The sequence below is a fragment of the Pseudoroseicyclus sp. CXY001 genome (assembly GCF_041714655.1).
In the GTDB taxonomy this organism is placed as follows: Bacteria; Pseudomonadota; Alphaproteobacteria; order Rhodobacterales; family Rhodobacteraceae; genus Pseudoroseicyclus_A.
On record NZ_CP168219.1, the window covers coordinates 1,021,469 to 1,039,456 of the forward strand.

General features: G+C 71.0%; 18 protein-coding genes. 10 read left to right on the forward strand and 8 right to left on the reverse strand.

Going from position 1 to position 17,988, the window contains the following annotated elements; genetic code table 11:
• The first annotated feature begins 79 nt into the window (after positions 1-79).
• Entirely contained in the window at positions 80-1,771 is a 1,692-nt protein-coding gene (locus ACAZ03_RS05065) for a hypothetical protein (RefSeq protein ID WP_373356302.1), read from the forward strand.
• Positions 1,772-1,800: 29 nt separating this feature from the next.
• On the opposite strand, the gene ACAZ03_RS05070 is transcribed toward ACAZ03_RS05065, so the two are convergent.
• From ACAZ03_RS05070 to ACAZ03_RS05090, 5 genes are read right to left on the reverse strand one after another with little or no spacing between them, the layout of a single operon-like run.
• Entirely contained in the window at positions 1,801-2,892 is a 1,092-nt protein-coding gene (locus ACAZ03_RS05070) for an ABC transporter ATP-binding protein (RefSeq protein ID WP_373356303.1), read from the reverse strand.
• Between the two features lie 4 nt (positions 2,893-2,896).
• Complete coding sequence (locus ACAZ03_RS05075; RefSeq protein WP_373356304.1) at positions 2,897-3,727, reverse strand: carbohydrate ABC transporter permease; 831 nt, start codon at positions 3,725-3,727, stop codon at positions 2,897-2,899.
• A complete protein-coding gene (locus tag ACAZ03_RS05080) occupies positions 3,724-4,677 on the reverse strand; it encodes a carbohydrate ABC transporter permease (RefSeq protein WP_373356305.1) in 954 nt (317 codons plus the stop codon). The genes ACAZ03_RS05075 and ACAZ03_RS05080 overlap by 4 nt, the downstream gene beginning before the upstream one ends.
• Positions 4,678-4,699: 22 nt before the next feature.
• Entirely contained in the window at positions 4,700-5,989 is a 1,290-nt protein-coding gene (locus ACAZ03_RS05085; protein ID WP_373356306.1) for an ABC transporter substrate-binding protein, read from the reverse strand.
• Between the two features lie 52 nt (positions 5,990-6,041).
• On the reverse strand, positions 6,042-7,220 hold the full coding sequence (locus tag ACAZ03_RS05090; RefSeq protein ID WP_373356307.1) for a serine hydrolase domain-containing protein: 1,179 nt from the start codon (positions 7,218-7,220) through the stop codon (positions 6,042-6,044).
• 154 nt (positions 7,221-7,374) lie between these two features.
• Between ACAZ03_RS05090 and ACAZ03_RS05095 the strand changes: the two genes are divergently transcribed.
• Positions 7,375-8,394 carry a LacI family DNA-binding transcriptional regulator gene (locus ACAZ03_RS05095; protein WP_373356309.1) on the forward strand — a complete coding sequence of 340 codons (1,020 nt, stop codon included), beginning with the start codon at positions 7,375-7,377 and terminating at the stop codon, positions 8,392-8,394.
• A 338-nt stretch (positions 8,395-8,732) separates the two neighbouring features.
• Here the strand turns inward: ACAZ03_RS05095 and ACAZ03_RS05100 are convergent, their stop codons facing one another.
• Entirely contained in the window at positions 8,733-10,088 is a 1,356-nt protein-coding gene (locus ACAZ03_RS05100) for a formimidoylglutamate deiminase (RefSeq protein WP_373356310.1), read from the reverse strand.
• 72 nt (positions 10,089-10,160) lie between these two features.
• Between ACAZ03_RS05100 and hutI the strand changes: the two genes are divergently transcribed.
• The 8 genes from hutI to ACAZ03_RS05140 all read left to right on the forward strand — a co-directional run bounded on the left by hutI (position 10,161) and on the right by ACAZ03_RS05140 (position 17,171).
• Positions 10,161-11,345, forward strand: coding sequence for an imidazolonepropionase (gene hutI / locus ACAZ03_RS05105; protein WP_373356311.1), 1,185 nt, complete (start codon positions 10,161-10,163; stop codon positions 11,343-11,345).
• The gene (hutH, locus tag ACAZ03_RS05110; RefSeq protein WP_373356312.1) at positions 11,339-12,862 is read left to right on the forward strand and encodes a histidine ammonia-lyase; all 1,524 of its coding nucleotides are present in this window, start codon (positions 11,339-11,341) and stop codon (positions 12,860-12,862) included. Before hutI ends, hutH begins: the two co-directional genes overlap by 7 nt.
• Complete coding sequence (gene hutG, locus ACAZ03_RS05115; RefSeq protein ID WP_373356313.1) at positions 12,859-13,659, forward strand: N-formylglutamate deformylase; 801 nt, start codon at positions 12,859-12,861, stop codon at positions 13,657-13,659. Before hutH ends, hutG begins: the two co-directional genes overlap by 4 nt.
• Positions 13,656-15,332 carry a urocanate hydratase gene (gene hutU, locus ACAZ03_RS05120; protein WP_373356314.1) on the forward strand — a complete coding sequence of 559 codons (1,677 nt, stop codon included), beginning with the start codon at positions 13,656-13,658 and terminating at the stop codon, positions 15,330-15,332. Before hutG ends, hutU begins: the two co-directional genes overlap by 4 nt.
• Positions 15,329-16,021, forward strand: a complete 693-nt coding sequence (locus tag ACAZ03_RS05125) for a UTRA domain-containing protein (RefSeq protein ID WP_373356315.1) — start codon at positions 15,329-15,331, stop codon at positions 16,019-16,021. The genes hutU and ACAZ03_RS05125 overlap by 4 nt, the downstream gene beginning before the upstream one ends.
• A 133-nt stretch (positions 16,022-16,154) precedes the next feature.
• Entirely contained in the window at positions 16,155-16,472 is a 318-nt protein-coding gene (locus ACAZ03_RS05130; RefSeq protein WP_373356316.1) for an ArsR/SmtB family transcription factor, read from the forward strand.
• Positions 16,469-16,897 carry an SRPBCC domain-containing protein gene (locus ACAZ03_RS05135; protein WP_373356317.1) on the forward strand — a complete coding sequence of 143 codons (429 nt, stop codon included), beginning with the start codon at positions 16,469-16,471 and terminating at the stop codon, positions 16,895-16,897. The genes ACAZ03_RS05130 and ACAZ03_RS05135 overlap by 4 nt, the downstream gene beginning before the upstream one ends.
• Before the next feature lie 76 nt (positions 16,898-16,973).
• Positions 16,974-17,171, forward strand: a complete 198-nt coding sequence (locus ACAZ03_RS05140) for a hypothetical protein (RefSeq protein ID WP_373356318.1) — start codon at positions 16,974-16,976, stop codon at positions 17,169-17,171.
• Here the strand turns inward: ACAZ03_RS05140 and ACAZ03_RS05145 are convergent.
• On the reverse strand, positions 17,155-17,592 hold the full coding sequence (locus ACAZ03_RS05145; protein ID WP_373356319.1) for an EVE domain-containing protein: 438 nt from the start codon (positions 17,590-17,592) through the stop codon (positions 17,155-17,157). The two genes, ACAZ03_RS05140 and ACAZ03_RS05145, sit on opposite strands and share 17 nt — an antisense overlap.
• Entirely contained in the window at positions 17,592-17,960 is a 369-nt protein-coding gene (locus ACAZ03_RS05150; RefSeq protein ID WP_373356320.1) for a VOC family protein, read from the reverse strand. The genes ACAZ03_RS05145 and ACAZ03_RS05150 overlap by 1 nt, the downstream gene beginning before the upstream one ends.
• Between the last annotated feature and the right edge of the window lie 28 nt (positions 17,961-17,988).

The window sequence follows — 17,988 nt, forward strand, 5'->3', positions numbered from 1 at the left end:
CAGCAACCCTATGGTGACCCGGACCCATGGATGCCGCCCGCACGGGCCGCAGCGCCCCGCCTTGAGGACCGTGAATCGCATGCAGACTGCCGAAAGGCGGGGGACCGAGGCCCCCGGCGACCTGAACGAGCTGACGGCCGTGGTCTCGACGGTGGAGCAGGTCTTCACCGCCGCGGCCGATGCGCTGATCGCCGGGCAGGATTCCCTGTCGGTGCTGACGCGCACGCTCGCCTCCTGCGGGGAGGGGCTCGCCGATCTCTCCGCCGCCGGCGTGGTCGATGCGGTCGAGGTGATGGCGGGCCGCGTGCAGGGCGCCGGCGCGGCGCATGGCGCCGAGAGCGAGGCGGTGGCCCGCATCGCGCGGGTGCTCGAAGAGAATCGCAAGCCGATGCAGCACCTGCGCGACCAGGTGAAGATGCTCGAGACCTTCACGAGCACCGCGCGTGTGGTCGAGGTCGAATGCGGCCAGGGGCAGAGCACGGAATTCTCGCAGGAGATCAAGCGCCTGACCGAGCGGAGCCAGAAGAGCTACGCCGAGATGAAGCGCCTCAGCGACACGATGGCGCGCATGGCCGCCGGCATCGGCGCCCGGCAGGCGGGCTTTCGTGACGGCGGCCTGCAGGATCTCGAACGGATGAACGGCGCGCTCCTCGCGGTCTCGACCAGCGTCGCCCCGCGCCTGCAGGTCGCCGCCAGCGATGCCGGGCGGCTGGCCGGCGCCGTTGGCGGGCTGACGGCGCGGCTGAGCGCGGGGCTGACCGACATGCAAGTGGGCGACAGCTTCCGCCAGCGGCTCGAACATGCCTTCGACGCGCTGGAGCGCTATCCCGCCGGGGGCGACGCCGCCGGCGCGCTCATCGGCATCATCGCCGTCGCGCAGCTCGACGCGGCGACGCTGGAGCTCGACGCGACGCTCCGCCGGATCAACCGCACGATGCAGATCATCGCGGAGGAGACGGAAGAGCTCGTCGTCGGCGCGCGCCAACTCATGGAGAGCTCCGACCTCGCTCCCCTCCTGACCGAACTGCAGGCGCTGAGCGGCAAGGGCCTCGCGGCGCTTCAGGCCTCTCGCCGCAAGCGGGAGGGGCTCGACGAAGAGCTGCGCAAGCTGCGCGAGACGGTCGGGCGGATGCAGGGCGTGCTCGAGGCGCAGAGCTCCGTCGACGAGCAGATGAAGCTCGGCAGCTACAACGTCTCTCTCTCGAGCCGCCGGTCGAGCCGGGGCCGGGCCGCGATGAGCTATGTCGCCGCCGAGATCGGCCGGATGGTCGATGAATGCCTCGCCTCGCGGGGCGAGATCGTGCGCCAGCTCGACGTGGTGAGCGAAACGGTCGCCACCACGGTGGGCGCCGGCGAGGGGCGGGCGGACGATCTGGGCGGGATCAGCGAGCGGCTGGAGGGGCTCGGCCGCATGCTGGGGCTCTGGGCCGAGCTCGGCGAGCGGCTGAAGGAGCTGGAGGTCGAGGGGCCGCGCGCCGCCGCCTCCTTCCGCGACTGCGCGCGCCGGATGGTGGCCGAACAGGCGACGACGGCGCGGATGCACGCGCTCGTCGCGCGGATGCGGCAGGCGCTGCCACAGGCGGATCCGGCGGCGCTCTGGCAGCAGCCACCGGCGCGCAGCGCGGCCGATTGGATGCGCGGGCTCTACTCGGTGCCCGAGGAGCGGCACATTCACGACAGGCTCTGCGGCGCCGAGCTGGCCCCGCCGCCGCCGGCGGCTGCCACCAGTGCCGCGCAGTCGGGCGGCGATGACGGGTTCGACTGGTTCTGAGCGCCGGGGGCGCCCGGGTCAGCCTGGCGTCAGTCCGCCTTGAGTGGTACGGCCTCGCCCGAGGCCGCGAAGAGCCGCGCGGCGCCCGGTGCGACGGAGAGGGGCACCTCCTCGTCGAGCCTGACGGGGCTCCGCGCCTCGAGCACCGCCGTCAGCCGCGCCCCGGAGGGCAGGGCGCCCGCGATGATCGTCTCGTGCCCGAGCCGCTCGATCAGGTCGATGCGCGGGCGGAGCGGGCCGTCTGCGGCCGGGATCAGGTCATGCGGGCGGATGCCGAGCGTCACCGCCTCGCCCCGGGCGGGCAGGGTGCCGGCGGCGCCCGTCACGGTCAGCTCCGTCAGATCCGCCCCGCCGAGCCGGATCGTCGCGCCGTCGACGGAGGTGACGTCGGCCTCGAGCAGGTTCATCTTCGGCGCGCCGATGAAGCCGGCGACGAAGAGATTGGCGGGGTGGTCGTAGAGCTCCATCGGCGCGCCGATCTGCTGCACCTCGCCATCCTTCAGGACGACGATCTTGTCGGCGAGGGTCATCGCCTCCACCTGGTCGTGGGTGACGTAGATCATCGTGGCGCCGAGCTGCTGGTGCAGGCGCGCCAGCTCCGCCCGCATGTCCATGCGGAGCGCGGCATCGAGGTTCGAGAGCGGCTCGTCGAAGAGGAAGACCTCCGGATCGCGGACGATGGCGCGGCCGATGGCCACGCGCTGCCGCTGCCCGCCGGAGAGCTGCGCGGGCTTGCGGTCGAGGAGCGGCTCCATCTGCAGGATGCGCGCGGCCTCCTCCACCGCCTTCGCGCGCTCGGCCTTCGGCACACGCGCGAGGCGGAGCCCGAAGCCGACGTTGTCACGGACGGACATGTGCGGATAGAGCGCGTAGCTCTGGAAGACCATGGCGACACCCCGGTCGCGCGCCTCGACATCGTTCACCAGCTTGCCGCCGATCTCGATGTCGCCGGAGGTGATGTCTTCCAGCCCCGCGATCAGGCGCAGGAGCGTGGACTTGCCGCAGCCCGAGGGCCCGACGAAGACGACGAACTCGCCATGGGCGATGTCGAGATCGACGCCCTTGATGACGTCTGCGGCCCCGTAGGCCTTGCGCACGCCGCGCAGTTTGAGGTCTGCCATTGTCTTATCCTTTGACCGCGCCCTGCAGGAGGGCGGCGACGAACTGGCGCTGGAAGATCAGGAAGAGGATCACGGTCGGTGCCAGGATGATGAGCGAGCCCGCGCAGAGAAGCGGGATGTCGGTGCCCCACTGGCCCTGGAAGGCGCCGAGCGCCCCGGCCATGGTGCGGCGGGTCGGTTCCTGCACGAGCACGACGGGCAGGAGGAACTGGTTCCACGTCCAGAGGAACAGCAGGATGGAGAGCGACATGATCGCCGGCCGCGCGAGCGGCACCTGCACCATCCAGAACTCCTGCCAGCGCCGCGCGCCGTCGAGCTGCGAGGCCTCCGAGAGGTCCTGCGGGATCGACAGGAAATGCGCCCGCATCCAGAAGACGGAGAAGGGCATGTAGAGCCCGATGAGCGGCAGGATGATCGCGCCGCGCGTGTTGAGAAGGCCGAGCTCGCGCACCTCGAAATAGAGCGGCGTGATGACCGCCTCGAAGGGCAGGGTCAGGCCGATGACGAAGACGAGGTAGAACCAGGCCGAGCGCTTCGTGGTGAGCTTCGCAAGGCCGAAGCCCGCCATGGTGGCGAAGAGGACGGCCGCCGGCACGGTGCCGAGCACGATGAGCACCGAGGAGGTCATGAGCTCGGTCATGTTGGCGACCTGCCAGGCCTTGGCGAAGTTGCCCCAGGCCGGGTCGCTCGGCCATTCGAGGCCCGAGGGGTAGCTCCCCGACGGCGCGAGCGCGGCGGAGAGCATCGACAGGAACGGCAGCAGCGTCACGATCATCAGAAGGACGATCAGGCCACGGGCGAAGAGCGCGTTGGTGCGCAGGCGCGGAAAGGTCATTTGTTGCGGTCCCTCAGCGCCCACTGGATCGGCAGCACGCAGGCGAGAACGAGGATCATCAGCACGATTGCCAGCGCCGAGGCGAGCCCGACCTGACGGTGGGCGAAGGCGAGGCGATAGATCTCGAGCCCGGGCACGGTGGTCTCGATCCCCGGGCCGCCGGCGGTGGCGATATAGACGATGTCGAAGGACGACAGCGCCTGGATGATCGTCACGGTGATGCAGATGCCGATCTCGTTCTTGAGCCCCGGCAGGGTCACGAAACGGAACTCGTGACGCGGCCGGGCGCCGTCGAGCTTGGCGGCCTCGTAGAGCGAGCCGTCGATGCGGGCGATGCCGGTGACGAGGAGCATGGTGCAGAGCCCGAGCAGCACCCAGGCGCCGATGATGCCGACGGCGGGCAGCGCATAGGTGAAGTCGCCGAGCCAGCCGCGCGTCCAGCTCTCGAGCCCGACCCAGCGGAGGAACTGGTTCACGACGCCGTAGCTGTCGTACATCCAGCTCCAGGCGATGCCGGCGGCGACGAGCGGGATGACCTGCGGCAGGAAGAGGATGGTGCGCGTGGCGGTGCCGAAGCGCCCGGCCATCTGGCTGCGGATGGCGGAGGCCACCGCGAGGCCGAGGCAGACGGGCGGAATGGTGAACCACAGCGCCAGCTGGAAGGCGTTGCCGATGATCTGCAGAAGATCGTCGTCGGTCAGCACCTCGATGTAGTTCCTCAGCCCGTAGAAGCGGGCGGAGGTCGCGATCTCGCCGATCCCGTCCCAGCGGAGCAGGGAATAATAGACCGACATGCCGAGCGGCACGAAGACGAAGGCGGCATAGATCAGGAAGGCGGGGGCGATGAACAGGATCATCGCCCGCCGCTGGGCCTTCGCCCGGCGGCTGGCCGCCGGGCGCGGTGCCGGAGCCACGGGGGCTCCGGCGGTGCTGTTTTCAAGGTGGGTCATCCGACCTCCCTACGGCTGCGCCTCAGCGGGCGAGCTGGTCTTCGTATTCTTCCTGCACATCGGCAAGAAGACCGGCCGGGTCCTGCTGGCCGCCGACCATCTTCTGCAGCTCCGGCGTCCAGCCGGCGGCGAAGATCGCGCCGGTGGCGTTGGCGATGAAGTCCATCGCGCCGTTGTCGGCACCGATGACCTGACCGGCCGCGAGGGTCTGGCTGATAAGCGAGCCCTCTTCCTGCGGCGGGATGGCCATGTCGGCCGGGCCGCCCGGGTTGGAGCCGCCGACGGCGACGTTGATCTCGCGGGCGGTCTCGTTGGTGGCCACCCAGTCGAGGAAGAACGCGGCGCAATCGGGGTTCGCCGCATTGGCGCCGATGCCGAAGGTCAGCGGCGACGACATGGTGGCGTGGCGCCCGCCCTCTTCCATCGGCGGCATCAGGAAGAAGCCGACCGAGGAGCCCATGGAGTTCTGCAGGTTGGCAGATTCCCAGTCGCCGTTGAACATGAAGAGCCCCTCACCGCCGGTGAAGCGGCTCATCATGGTGAAGTAGTCGACGGCATTGGCATCGGAGGGGAAGTAGCCCGCCTCGATCCAGTCCTCGAGGTGCTCGGCGGCCTCCAGGTTCTCCGGCGTGTCGATCGTCGCGCCTTCCTGCTGGAAGATCCAGGCGTTGATCGGCTCGGGGTCGCCATAGACGCCCATGAGGTTCTGCAGCGGGAAGGCAAGACCGGCGGTCTCCTTGTTCCACTGCATGATCGGCTGGATGCCGGCCTCCTTGGCGGCTGCCATGGCAGCGTCGAGCTCGGCGAGCGTCGTCGGCGCCTCGGTCAGGCCGATCTCGGCGCCGAGGTCCTTGTTCCAGAAGACGCCGGTCGTCGAGTAGTTGAGGCCCATGGCATAGAGGCTGCCGACACCGCGCGGGCGGCCGCTCTCGTCGATGCGCAGCTGCACGAGGTTGCCTTCGGGGAACGAGTCCCAGCCGAAATCCTCGTAATAGCCATCGAGGTTCATCAGAAGCCCGTTGGTCACGAGATCCGAGATCGAGGGCAGGCGCACGAGATCCGGCGCACCGTCCTGGCTGAGTAGGCGCGGCGTGTTCTCCATCAGGTTGGCGAACTGGTCTTCGCGGATGTCGAAGGTCACGTTCGGGTACTGGTTGGTGAACTCGGTCGCGAGCTCGGTGGGGAGCGGGAAGCCCGTCTCGAAATAGGCGTTGAGCGTCACGGGATCGCTGCCGCAATCCTGCGCGGCGGCGGCCGTGGCCAGCGCCGAGGCGCCGAGCGCGAGGCCGGCGATGAGTTTCGTGGTCGTCATCTCATTTCCTCCACTGTGGTCCGGCTTTTGGCCGGGTTTGTCGGGGGCGCCGTCAGAGCGCCGCCCGCAATTCGTCGATGATGTCGGTGGCCCGGGTGTCGCCCGCGCCCTCCATCCAGTTGGTGACAAAAGCAAAGCCGATGCCGGCCTCGGGGTCGGCGAAGGCGCATTGCCCGCCGGCGCCGTCATGGCCGAAGCTCTTGGGCCCAAGGTAGCGGCGCGCCTCGCTGTCGAGCTGCACGCCCATGCCCCAGGCCGCGAAGGGGCCGGGCCCCTCGAATACATGCGGCCCGGCGGATTGCAGCTCGGTCATCCGTGCGGCCGTCTGGGGCGAGATGAGGCGGACGCCGTCCGTCTCCGCCACGCTGGCCGACCAGATGCGGGCGAGCGCCTCGGCGGAGGCGATGGCCCCGGCGCCAGGGATCACGGCGCGCTGCAGGACGGGGGCGTTCCAGCCGCCGTCCTCCGTCACCAGATCGGCGGGCAGGGCGGCCCCGAAGGTCATGGCCCTGTAGGGCCAGTAGGGCGCCTCGACGCTGTCCTTCTTCGCCTCCTCGACCCAGGCGGCCGTGAGGCCGGGGTGCACGCGAACATGGGCGAGCCGGTCGCGGCGCTCGTCGGGCAGTCCGAACCAGATGTCGGCACCGAGCGGCGCGGCGATGCGCCGGGCGAAGGCCTCGGCCGGGGGCAGAAGGGCGGCGCGGCGGGCGATCTCGCCCGTCAACCAGCCATGCGTGATCGCGTGATAGGCATGGCCCGTGCCCGGCTCCCAGAGCGGCGCCTGCGCGGCGAGGCGGGCGACCATGCCGTCGAAATCGGCGATCTCCTCGGGGGAGGTCAGCCAGTCGCGCACGGCAGACAGGCCGGCGCGGTGGGCAATGGCCTCGGCCACGGTCGTGGCGCCCTTGCCCTCGGCAGCGAACTCCGGCCAAAGCGCCGCGACGGGCGTGTCGTAATCGAGCCGGCCTTCTTCGACGAGCCCGGCGAGCAGCAGCGACATCATGCCCTTGGAGCAGGAAAACACCGGCGTCAGCGTGCCCGGGGCCCAGCGGCGCCCGGTGCGGGCGTCGGCGACGCCGCCATGGAGCGACACGACCTGCCGCCCGCCCTGATAGATCACGAGGCTCGCGCCCATCTCGGACCGGCCCGCGAAGCCCGCGCGGAAAACCTCCGCGACCTTGTCGAAGCCGGTGGCGGACCGGCCGACGAAGCTGAGGGCGTCGGCCTTCATGCGCCGGGGCCTTCGGTCAAACGCCTGCTGGCGAGCCGTCTGGGCATATCGTGGGTCCTCCGCGTCCTCCGTCTTGCTAAAACGATTTATCAATTTGGCAACGGATGACAATCCCCTTAGTAAACCGATTGATCAAAGACGGGGTGAGGGCGGGATGGCCAAGGGGCGGACGACAATGGCGGATGTGGCGCGGCGCGCCGGCGTCTCTTCGGCCACCGTCTCGATGATTCTCTCGGGGCGGCCCGACACCCGTTTTTCGCAGGAAACCCATGCCCGTGTCCATCAGGCAGCCGCCGAGCTGAGCTATCGCCCGAACGCCGCCGCGCGGGCGCTGCGGACCGACCGCAGCCATGCGCTCGCCTTCATCTCCGATCACGTCGCGACGACGCGCTTCGCCAACGGCCTCATCCGCGGCGCCCTCAAGGGCTCGGCCCGCGCCGGGCAGATGCTGATGGTGATGGAGACGGGCGGTGTGCCCGAGCGCGAGGCGCTCGCCATCGATTCGGCGCTCGACCGGCAGATCGACGGCATCATCTTCGCCTCCATGCGCGCCCGCGAGATCACGCTGCCCAAGACGCCGCCGGCTATCCCGATGGTCGTGCTGAACGGCACCTCCAGCCAGTGCCCGAGCTGGGTGCTGCCCGATGAGGAGGGTGGCGGCCGCGAGGCGGTGCGGCTGCTCGCCGAGGCCGGCGTGGCCGGGGAGGTGGCGCTGATCGGCATCAACGAGGAGGAGGAGCGCGGCCTCTTCCGCTCGCTGCCGATCCAGCGGCGGCTGGCGGGGATAAGGGCCGGGATGGCCGAGCGCGGGCTCGCCTTCGCGCATGAGGTCTCGATCTGGGAATGGGAGCCGGCGCGGGGCTTTGAGGCGGTGGCGGCGCTGCTGGCCTCGGGCGACCGGCCCTCGGCGCTTCTTTGCCTCAACGACCGGCTGGCCTTCGGCGCCTATCAGGCCTGCGCGGAGGCGGGGGTGAGGGTGCCGGAGGATCTCTCCATCGTCTCCTTCGACAATGACGAGCTCGCCGCCTACCTGCGCCCCGGCCTCACGACGATCGCGCTGCCGCACGACCGGATGGGCGAGCTGGCGGTGGACCGGGTGCTGGCGCAGAGCCAGGGCGAAGAGCTGGTGCCGATGCCGGCCGTGGTGCGGGGCTCGATCCGCGGCGCGGGTTAGGGGGTTCACCCTTTGGTGGCTTGGCGGGCCCCCGGAGGTCCCACTATTTCGCAACGCCCGAGCGTCGTCCCCGCCCGATGCGCGCCGAAGGCGCAGGGCGAGCGCCGGCCCGTCCCGCGGGCTGGCGCTCTGGTTGGGCTGGGCGCAGCGGTCGGGCGGGGAAGCGGCCTGCACCATAAAGCGCGCCGCTCCACTGTCGGAGCGCCACCCCCCGGGCCGGCGCTCGCCCTGCGCGGCGACGGTGCTCCCGGTTGAAAGGGGGCGGTGGGTTGCAAACCCACCCTACGGAAAGCTCGGCTAGGTGGGCCACCTCCCTTAGCGCGCCCGAGATGGCCCCCTCAGGCCTTGGCCCTGAGCCCCGCCACCGCCTCGCGATAGGCGGCCGTGATGCCCTCGCGGCCGACATGCCGTCCGCCGGTCACGATATGCCGCCCGGCCGACCAGAGGTCGGCCACCATGTCGGTGCCGCCGGCGAAGATGAAGCTGTCGAGCACCGTGTCGCCCGAGAGCCCCTGCAGATCGGGGTGGCGCATGTCGAGCGCCAAAAGGTCCGCCGTCGCGCCCACCCTGAGGCCGCTCTCGCCTCGGCCCGCCGCCCGCGCCCCGCCCGCCACCGCCGCCTCGAAGAGCCGCCGGCCGGTGGAGCGCTCCGCCGTCGCCAGCGCGGCGCGGGAGCGGTCGCGGAGCCGCTGCGAGGTCTCGAGCTGCCGCAGCTCCTCGGCCAGCGAGATGCGGATGTTGCTGTCAGAGCCGATGGCCAGCGCCCCGCCGGCGCCGAGCCAGCGGACGCCGTCGAAGATCCCGTCGCCGAGGCTCGCCTCGGTCAGCGGGCAGAGCCCGGCGACGGCGCCGGTCTGCGCCAGCGCCTCCGTTTCTTCGGGGGTCATCTGCGTGCAGTGGATCAGGCACCAGTCGGGCGAGAGGGGCAGGTTCTCCAGCGCCCAGCCCACCGGGCGGGCGCCGAGGGCGGCCTCCACCTCCTCCACCTCCGCCACCTGCTCCGCCAGATGCATGTGGACGGGGCCGGAGGAGAGCGCCGCCAGCGGCGCCAGATCCTCCGCCGCCACCGCGCGGAGCGAATGGAGCGCCACGCCGAGCCGCGCGTCCTCCGGCAGCGGCCCGAGCGCCGCTCCGGCCCCCTCGTGGAGCCGCGCGAAGCGCTCGGCATCGTTGCCGAAGCGCCGCTGGCCCGGCGCCAGCGCGCGCCGGTCGAGCCCGCCGAACTGATAGGCGACGGGCAGCAGCGTCAGCCCCAGCCCCGAGGTCGCGGCGGCGGCGGCGACGCGGGCGGAGGTCTCGGCGAGGTCGTCATAGGGCGCGCCGTCGGGGCGGTGGTGGAGGTAGTGGAACTCCACAGAGGCGCCGAAGCCGGCTTCCGCCATCTCCATCTGCACGAAGGCGGTGATGGCCTCGATCTGCTCCGGCGTGATCGCCTCGAGAAAGCGGAACATCAGCCGCCGCCATGTCCAGAAACTGTCGGCCGGGTCGGGTCCGCGCCGCTCCGTCAGCCCGGCCATGGCGCGCTGGAAGGCGTGGGAATGGGCATTGGCCGGGGCGGGGAGGAGCATCGCGTGGCGCGGCCCGAGCGGCGGCGCGCCGGGCGTCACCTCGGTGATCCGCCCCGCCTCGACGCCGATCGCCACGTCCTTCGCCCAGCCGTCCGGCAGGAGAGCCTCTTCCGCCCAGAGCCGCATGGTGATCTCCCCGTTGACAGGAATATGTGCATACATAATCATCGAAGCCATCCGCCGATCAAGGGGGCCTTGATGCTCTACACGAACGCCCGCCTCGCCACCTTTGCCGCCCCCGGGCGCTACGGGCTGATCGAGCGGGGCGCGCTTTTGGTGGAGGAGGGGCGCATCGTCTGGGTCGGGCCGATGGACGAGGCGCCGGGCGGCCCGGCGGAGGACCTCGGCGGCCGGCTGGTGACGCCGGGCCTCATCGACTGCCACACGCATCTGGTCTTCGGCGGCCACCGCGCCGGCGAGTTCGAGATGCGGCTCGAGGGCGCGAGCTACGAAGAGGTCGCCCGCGCCGGCGGCGGCATCCTCTCGACGGTGCGCGCCACGCGGGCAGCGTCCGAGGCGGAGCTGCTGGCCGGGGCGCTGACCCGGGCCGACGCGCTGATCGCCGAGGGCGTGACGACGCTGGAGGTGAAATCCGGCTACGGGCTGGAGGCGGAGACGGAGCTGCGGATGCTCCGGGTCGCCCGCGCGATCGGCCGGCAGCGGCCGGTGACGGTCAAGACCTCCTACCTCGCCGCCCATGCCCTGCCGCCGGAATTCGCCGGCCGGGCAGGGGATTACATCGCGGAGGTGGTGATCCCGACCATGGAGGCGGGCCACGCCGAGGGGCTGATCGACGCCGTCGACGGCTTCTGCGAGGGCATCGCCTTCAGCCCCGAGGAGATCGCCCGCGTCTTCGACGCCGCCCGCGCGCTGGGCCTGCCGGTCAAGCTCCATGCCGAGCAGCTCAGCCATCTCGGCGGCGCTGCGCTGGCGGCCCGCTACGGGGCGCTCTCGGCCGACCACCTCGAATATGCCAGCGCCGAGGACGCCGCCGCCATGGCCGCCTCCGGCACCGTCGCCGTTCTCCTCCCCGGCGCCTTCTACACGCTCCGCGAGACCCAGGCGCCGCCCGTCCAGGCCTTCCGCGACGCCGGCGTGCCGATGGCGCTCGCCACCGACTGCAACCCGGGCTCCTCGCCGCTCGCCTCGCTGCTCCTCGCGCTCAACATGGGCTGCACGCTCTTCCGCCTGACGCCGGAGGAGGCGCTGGCCGGCGTCACCATCCACGCCGCCCGCGCGCTCGGCCTCACTGACCGCGGCACGCTCGCCGCCGGACAGCGCGCCGACTTCGCCATCTGGGATATAGAGACCCCCGCCGAGCTCGCCTATCGCATCGGCTGGAACCCGCTCCACGCCCGCATCCACGGAGGCCTCCCTTGCTAACCCTCACCCCCGGCGCCACGCCGCTCGCCACGCTCCGCGCCATCTGGGAAGGCGCGCCGGCCCGGCTCGACCCGGCGGCCCGGGGGCCGGTGGAGGCGGCGGCGCGCATGGTAGCCGAGGCGGCGGCGGGAGAGGCGGCGATCTATGGCGTCAACACCGGCTTCGGCAAGCTCGCCTCGGTGCGGATCGCGCCCGGGGACACGGCGCAGCTCCAGCGCAACCTGATCCTCTCGCATTGCTGCGGCGTGGGCGCGGCCCTCGACGCGGCCACGACCCGGCTGATGATGGCGCTGAAGCTCCTCTCCCTCGGCCGGGGCGCCTCGGGCGTGGCCTGGGAAACGGCCGCCCAGATCGAGGCGATGCTGGCGGCGGATGTGCTGCCGGTGGTCCCCGAGCAGGGCTCCGTCGGCGCCTCGGGAGACCTCGCGCCGCTCGCCCATCTCGCCGCCGCGATGATGGGGGAGGGGGAGGCGTTGTTTGGCGGGGCGCGCCTGCCCGCCGGCGAGGCGCTGGCGCGCGCCGGCCTCGCCACCATCGCCCTCGGCCCCAAGGAGGGGCTCGCCCTCATCAACGGCACGCAATTCTCCACCGCCGCCGCGCTCGCCGCGCTCTGGGGCGCGTGGGACAACCTCAAGGCCGCCGTGGTCACCGGCGCGCTCTCGACCGATGCCGTCATGGGCTCCACCGCGCCGCTCCTCGCCGGGATCCATGCGCTGCGCGGCCATGCCGGCCAGATTGCCTTCGCCGCCGCCCAGCGGACGCTGATGGAGGGGTCCGAGATCCGCGAGAGCCACCGCGAGGGCGACAGCCGCGTGCAGGACCCCTATTGCATCCGCTGCCAGCCTCAGGTGATGGGCGCGGCCATGGACCTTTTGTCCTTTGCCGCCGGTACTTTGGAGGTCGAAGCGAATGCAGTGACCGACAACCCGCTGGTGCTGGTGGAGGAGGGGCGCATCGTCTCAGGCGGCAATTTCCATGCCGAACCGGTGGCCTTCGCCGCCGACCAGATCGCTCTGGCCATCGCCGAGATGGGCTCCATCGCCCAGCGGCGCATCGCGGTGATGGTGGACCCCACGCTCTCCTTCGACCTGCCGCCGTTCCTGACGCCCGACCCGGGCCTGAACTCCGGCCTGATGATCGCCGAGGTGACGAGCGCCGCCTTGATGAGCGAAAACAAGCACCTGGCGACGCCCTGCTCGACGGATTCCACCCCCACCTCCGCCAATCAGGAGGATCATGTGAGCATGGCCGCCCATGCCGCGCGGCGCCTCGCGCGGATGAACGCCAACCTCTCCATGATCCTCGGCATCGAGGCGCTGGCGGCCGTGCAGGGCATCGGCTTCCGGGCGCCGCTCCAGACCTCCGCCCCTCTCCAGCGGGTGATCGCTCGGCTCCGGGAGGATATCCCGGCGTTGGCGGAGGATCGCTACCTCGCGCCGGAGCTGGAGCTGGCGGCGGGGCTGGTGCGTGAGGGGGCGCTCACCAAGGGGCTCGACCTGCCGGAGCTAAGCCCATGACTCCGGTGGAGATTTCCCGCGGCGACGGCCCCGTCGTCCTCGGCCTGCCCCACACCGGCACCTGGCTGCCGGAGGAGGTCTTCGCCCGCCTGAACGCGAACGGTCAGGCGCTCGCGGATACCGACTGGCACATCCACCGGCTCTACGACGGGCTCCTGCCCGGCGTCACGACCGTCCGCGCGACGTTCCACCGCTACCTGATCGACGCCAACCGCGACCCCTCCGGCGCCTCGCTCTATCCGGGCCAGAACACCACCGGCCTCGTCCCCCTCACCGATTTCGACGGGGAGGAGATCTGGCAGGCCCCGCCCGACGAGGCCGAGATCGCCGCCCGCCGCGCCGCCTATCACACCCCCTACCACGCCGCGATCGCCGCCGAGATGGCGCGGGTCAAGGCGCTGCATGCCGTCGCGATCTTGTACGATTGCCATTCGATCAGGGGGGAGATCCCCTTCTTGTTCCGAGGAAACTTGCCGGATTTCAACATCGGCACCAACGGCGGCACCACTTGCTCGCCGGAGGTCGAGACCGCCGTCACCGAGCTCTGCGCCGCCGCCCCGGGCTATTCCTCCATTCTCAACGGCCGCTTCAAGGGCGGCTGGACGACGCGCCACTACGGCCGGCCCGCCGAGGGGCTCCATGCCATCCAGATGGAGCTCGCCCAAAGGACCTACCTCGCCGCCGAGGCGCCGCCCTGGACCTATGACGAGGCCAAGGCCGAGACCCTCCGCGCCCATCTCAAGACCATCCTGCAAACCCTTGCGGCGCTTGCCGAACCTCTGGGAGGCTCCCGATGACCGACCCCCGCCATAACCTCCGCGACGTCTTCCCGCCGACCGGGCCGGAGATCACTGCCAAGTCCTGGCTGACCGAAGCGCCGATGCGGATGCTGATGAACAACCTCCACCCCGACGTGGCGGAGAACCCGCATGAGCTGGTCGTCTACGGCGGCATCGGCCGCGCGGCGCGCACCTGGGAGGATTTTGACCGTATCGTCTCGGCCCTTAAGACGCTCGAGGAGGACGAGACGCTCCTCGTCCAGTCCGGCAAGCCGGTCGGCGTCTTCCGCACGCACCCAGATGCCCCCCGCGTGCTCATCGCCAATTCCAACCTCGTGCCGCATTGGGCAAACTGGGATCATTTCAACGAGTTAGACAAGAAGGGCCTGGCCATGTACGGCCAGATGACCGCCGGCTCGTGGATCTACATCGGCAGCCAGGGCATCGTGCAGGGCACCTACGAGACCTTCGTCGAGGCCGGGCGCCAGCATTACGGCGGCGACCTCACCGGCAAGTGGATCCTCACCGCGGGCCTCGGCGGTATGGGCGGCGCCCAGCCGCTCGCCGCGGTGATGGCCGGCGCCTCTTGCCTCGCCGTCGAATGCGACGAGACGCGCGCCGACTTCCGGCTCCGCACCCGCTATGTCGATGAAAAGACGCATGATCTGGACGAGGCCCTGGCGCTGATCGCGGAGTGGACCGCCGCTGGCGAGGCGAAGTCCGTCGCCCTCATCGGCAATGCCGCCGATGTCTTCCCCGAGCTCGCCCGGCGCCTCAAGGCGGGCGGCCCCCGCCCCGATATCGTCACCGACCAGACCTCCGCCCATGACCCGCTCCACGGCTACCTGCCGCAGGGCTGGGGCCTCGCGGAGTGGCGCGACAAGCAGCGGACCGCCCCGAAGGAGGTCGAGGCCGCCGCCCGCGCCTCGATGAAGACCCATGTCGCCGCCATGGTGGAGTTCTGGAACGCCGGCGTGCCGACGCTCGATTACGGCAACAATATCCGGCAGGTGGCGAAGGACGAGGGGCTGGCGGAGGCCTTCGCTTTCCCCGGTTTCGTCCCCGCCTATGTCCGCCCGCTCTTCTGCCGCGGCATCGGCCCCTTCCGCTGGGCGGCGCTCTCGGGCGATCCGGAGGACATCTACAAGACCGATGCCAAGGTGAAGGAGCTGATCGACGATCCGCACCTGCACACCTGGCTCGACATGGCCCGCGAGCGCATCTCCTTCCAGGGGCTGCCGGCGCGGATCTGCTGGGTGGGCCTCGGCCAGCGCCACCGGCTCGGCCTCGCCTTCAACGAGATGGTCCGCTCCGGCGAGCTCTCCGCCCCCGTGGTCATCGGGCGCGACCACCTCGATTCGGGCTCCGTCGCCTCCCCCAACCGCGAGACGGAGGCGATGAAGGACGGCTCCGATGCCGTCTCCGACTGGCCGCTGCTGAATGCCCTCCTCAACACCGCCTCGGGGGCGACCTGGGTCAGCCTGCATCACGGCGGCGGCGTGGGCATGGGCTTTTCGCAACATGCCGGTATGGTCATCTGTGCCGACGGCACGGATGCCGCCGCCCGGCGCCTCGAGCGCGTGCTCTGGAACGACCCGGCCTCCGGGGTCATGCGCCATGCGGATGCGGGCTATGAGGATGCCATCGCCTGCGCCGGCGAGCACGGGCTGAACCTGCCCGGGCTGAGGTGAAGGGCACCTCCTGGCGGGCGGTGCAGGACGAGCTCGTCGCCCGCATAAGTGCCGGCACCTGGCCCCCCGGCGCGCTCCTGCCCGCCGAGGCGGCGCTGGCGGCGGAGTTCGGCTGCGCCCGCACCACGGTCAACCGCGCCATGCGCGGCCTCGCCGAACGCGGCCTCGTCGACCGCAAGCGCCGCGCCGGCACCCGCGTCGCCCGCCACCCGCCGGCGCGGGCGACGCTGACCATTCCGGTGATCCGGGCGGAGGTGGAGGGGCAGGGCGCGAGTTGGTCGCACCGGCTCCTCAGCCGCGCGGCGGCCCCCGCAGCGGAGGAGGTCGCCGCCCGCCTCGGCCTGCCCGAGGGCGCCCCGATGCTGCATCTGACGGCGCTCCATCTCGCCGATGCCGCGCCATTCCTCCATGAGGACCGCTGGATCAACCTCGCCGCCCTGCCGGAAGCGGAGGAGGTGGATTTCACCGCCCAAAGCCCCAACGAATGGCTCCTCGCCCACGTGCCCTACACGACCGGCGACATTGCGCTGTCGGCCAGCGCCGCCACCGGCGCCACCGCCCGCCACCTCGCTGCCCCCGAGGGCACGCCGCTCTTCACGCTCGACCGCGCCACATGGAACGGCCCCGCGCCGGTCACGCAGGTCCGACTTTCTTACGCCCCCGGCTACCGCCTGCTCGCCACGCTCTAGATCGCTTTTCTCCAAATACCCGCGGGGGGGGGCGCCGTTCGGGCGACGGGTGCAGGGTCCCCAATCTCCCGCGTTGACAGACTCATTCCTATCCGGTTATGAGTTGTCCCATAACCAGAGTGCTATCAGTCCCATGACCCCCGACCTCCTCTTCCGTTCCCTCGCTGACCCCACCCGCCGGGCGCTCTTCGAGCGTCTCTGCCGGGACGGGGAGCAGAGCGTCGCGGCGCTGACGGAAGGGGCCGGGGTCTCGCAGCCGGCCGTCTCGAAACATCTGGCGGTGCTCCGCGAGGCGGGGCTCGTCACGGCGCGGCCGGAGGGGCGGCAGACCCGCTATTCTGCCGAGCCCGCCGCGCTCGCGCCCCTCGCCGACTGGACGGTGCAGATGGCCAGCTTCTGGCAGGGCCGCATCGATGCGCTCGAAGACCTCCTCAAACGGATGGACCAATGACCGACCAGTTCCCCGAAAATCACGCCCACGAAAAGACCCGCTCCGTCACCGTCGAGCGCGAGTTGCCGCATCCGCCCGAGAAGGTCTGGCGGGCGCTCACCACGCCGCATTTCATCGAGGACTGGCTGATGAAGAACGACTTATCCCCGGAGGTCGGCCATGCCTTCCAGATGAGCGGCGACTGGGGGGCCGTCGATTGCACGGTGCTGGAGGCGGAGCCGCCCGAGCGGCTCAGCTATTCCTGGAACGCCTTCGGGCTCGAGAGCACCGTGACGTGGGAGCTGGTGCCCATCCCCTCCGGGACGCTCCTGAAGATGGAGCAGCGCGGCTTCAAGCCGGGGCAGGGCCAGTTCTACGCCGGCGCCCGCGACAGCTGGCCGGCGCATCTCGGCAACCTCGCCGCCTTCCTCGACCGGATGGACTGACCGTTCTGTCTGACCCCAGCCGACCCGGCGCCCTTCCCGGGCGCCGGCCGATCCCTCACGCCCGAAAGGTCCCGCCATGCCCGCGCTCCTCCGCCGCATCCATCGCATCTGTTCGGTGCTCTTCACGCTCGGCTTCATCGCCAATGTCGTCGCCATCCTCCTTGTGGAGGTGCCGCCGACCTGGGTCTATGTCACCGCGCTGGTGCCGCTCTTCGTGCTCTTCCCGACCGGGCTCTACATGTTCCTGCGGCCGTGGCTCAGCCGGGCGGCGTGAGGGCGCCGACGCCCATTTCCTCGGCGATCCGCCGGAAATCGGCGGTGGCGAGGCGGCGCTTCGGCCCGCGGAGCGCCATGCCCCAATGCGGGCCGCGGCCCCGCGTGAGCTCCAGCGCCTCAAGCAGGGGGCGGATCGGCGCAGCCTGCGCGTCCAGATAGCGGACATCGAGCCGGTAGGGCAGGAAGTCCATCGTCTGTTCAGCGCGGTAGGGGGCGGGCGAGGTCACCTCGCCGATGGTGACGAAGGCCTGCACCGGCGCGCCCGTCCCCATCCCCTCGCGGGGGGCGTAATAGACGATCCAGTCTCCCGCCCCGATCCCGTTCAGCGCCATGTGCCGGCCATGGCCGAGCTGTGCGAAGCCGCCCTCCCGGCCGGCCCGCGCATGATCGGCCGAGGCGATGCCGAGCCAGAAGGCCATCAGCCGACCAGCGTATGGGCGGTGATCGTGTAGCCGAAGGGATCCTCGAAGGCGAAGTAGCGCCCGAAGGGGCTGTCCTTCGGCGGAAAGGCGATCGAGATGCCCTTCGCCGCCAGCTCGTCATGGAGCGCATCCGCATCGTCGCAGCCGAACCAGAGCGAGACGCCATGGCCGAGCGGCCGGGCGGCGTCCAGATCCACCACGGGCTCGCGCACCGCGAAGGGCACGGGCGTCGTGGCGAAGACCACGGCGCCGGGCGGGCTCTGGGGGGCGGGGGTGAGGCCGACGACCTCGGTGTAGAAGGCGCGGGCCGCAGCGAGGTCGGCGACCTGGATGCCGATGAAGTCCGGCCCGATGAGATGTGCCATGGATTGTCCTTTCAGGGGCAGGGAGCTA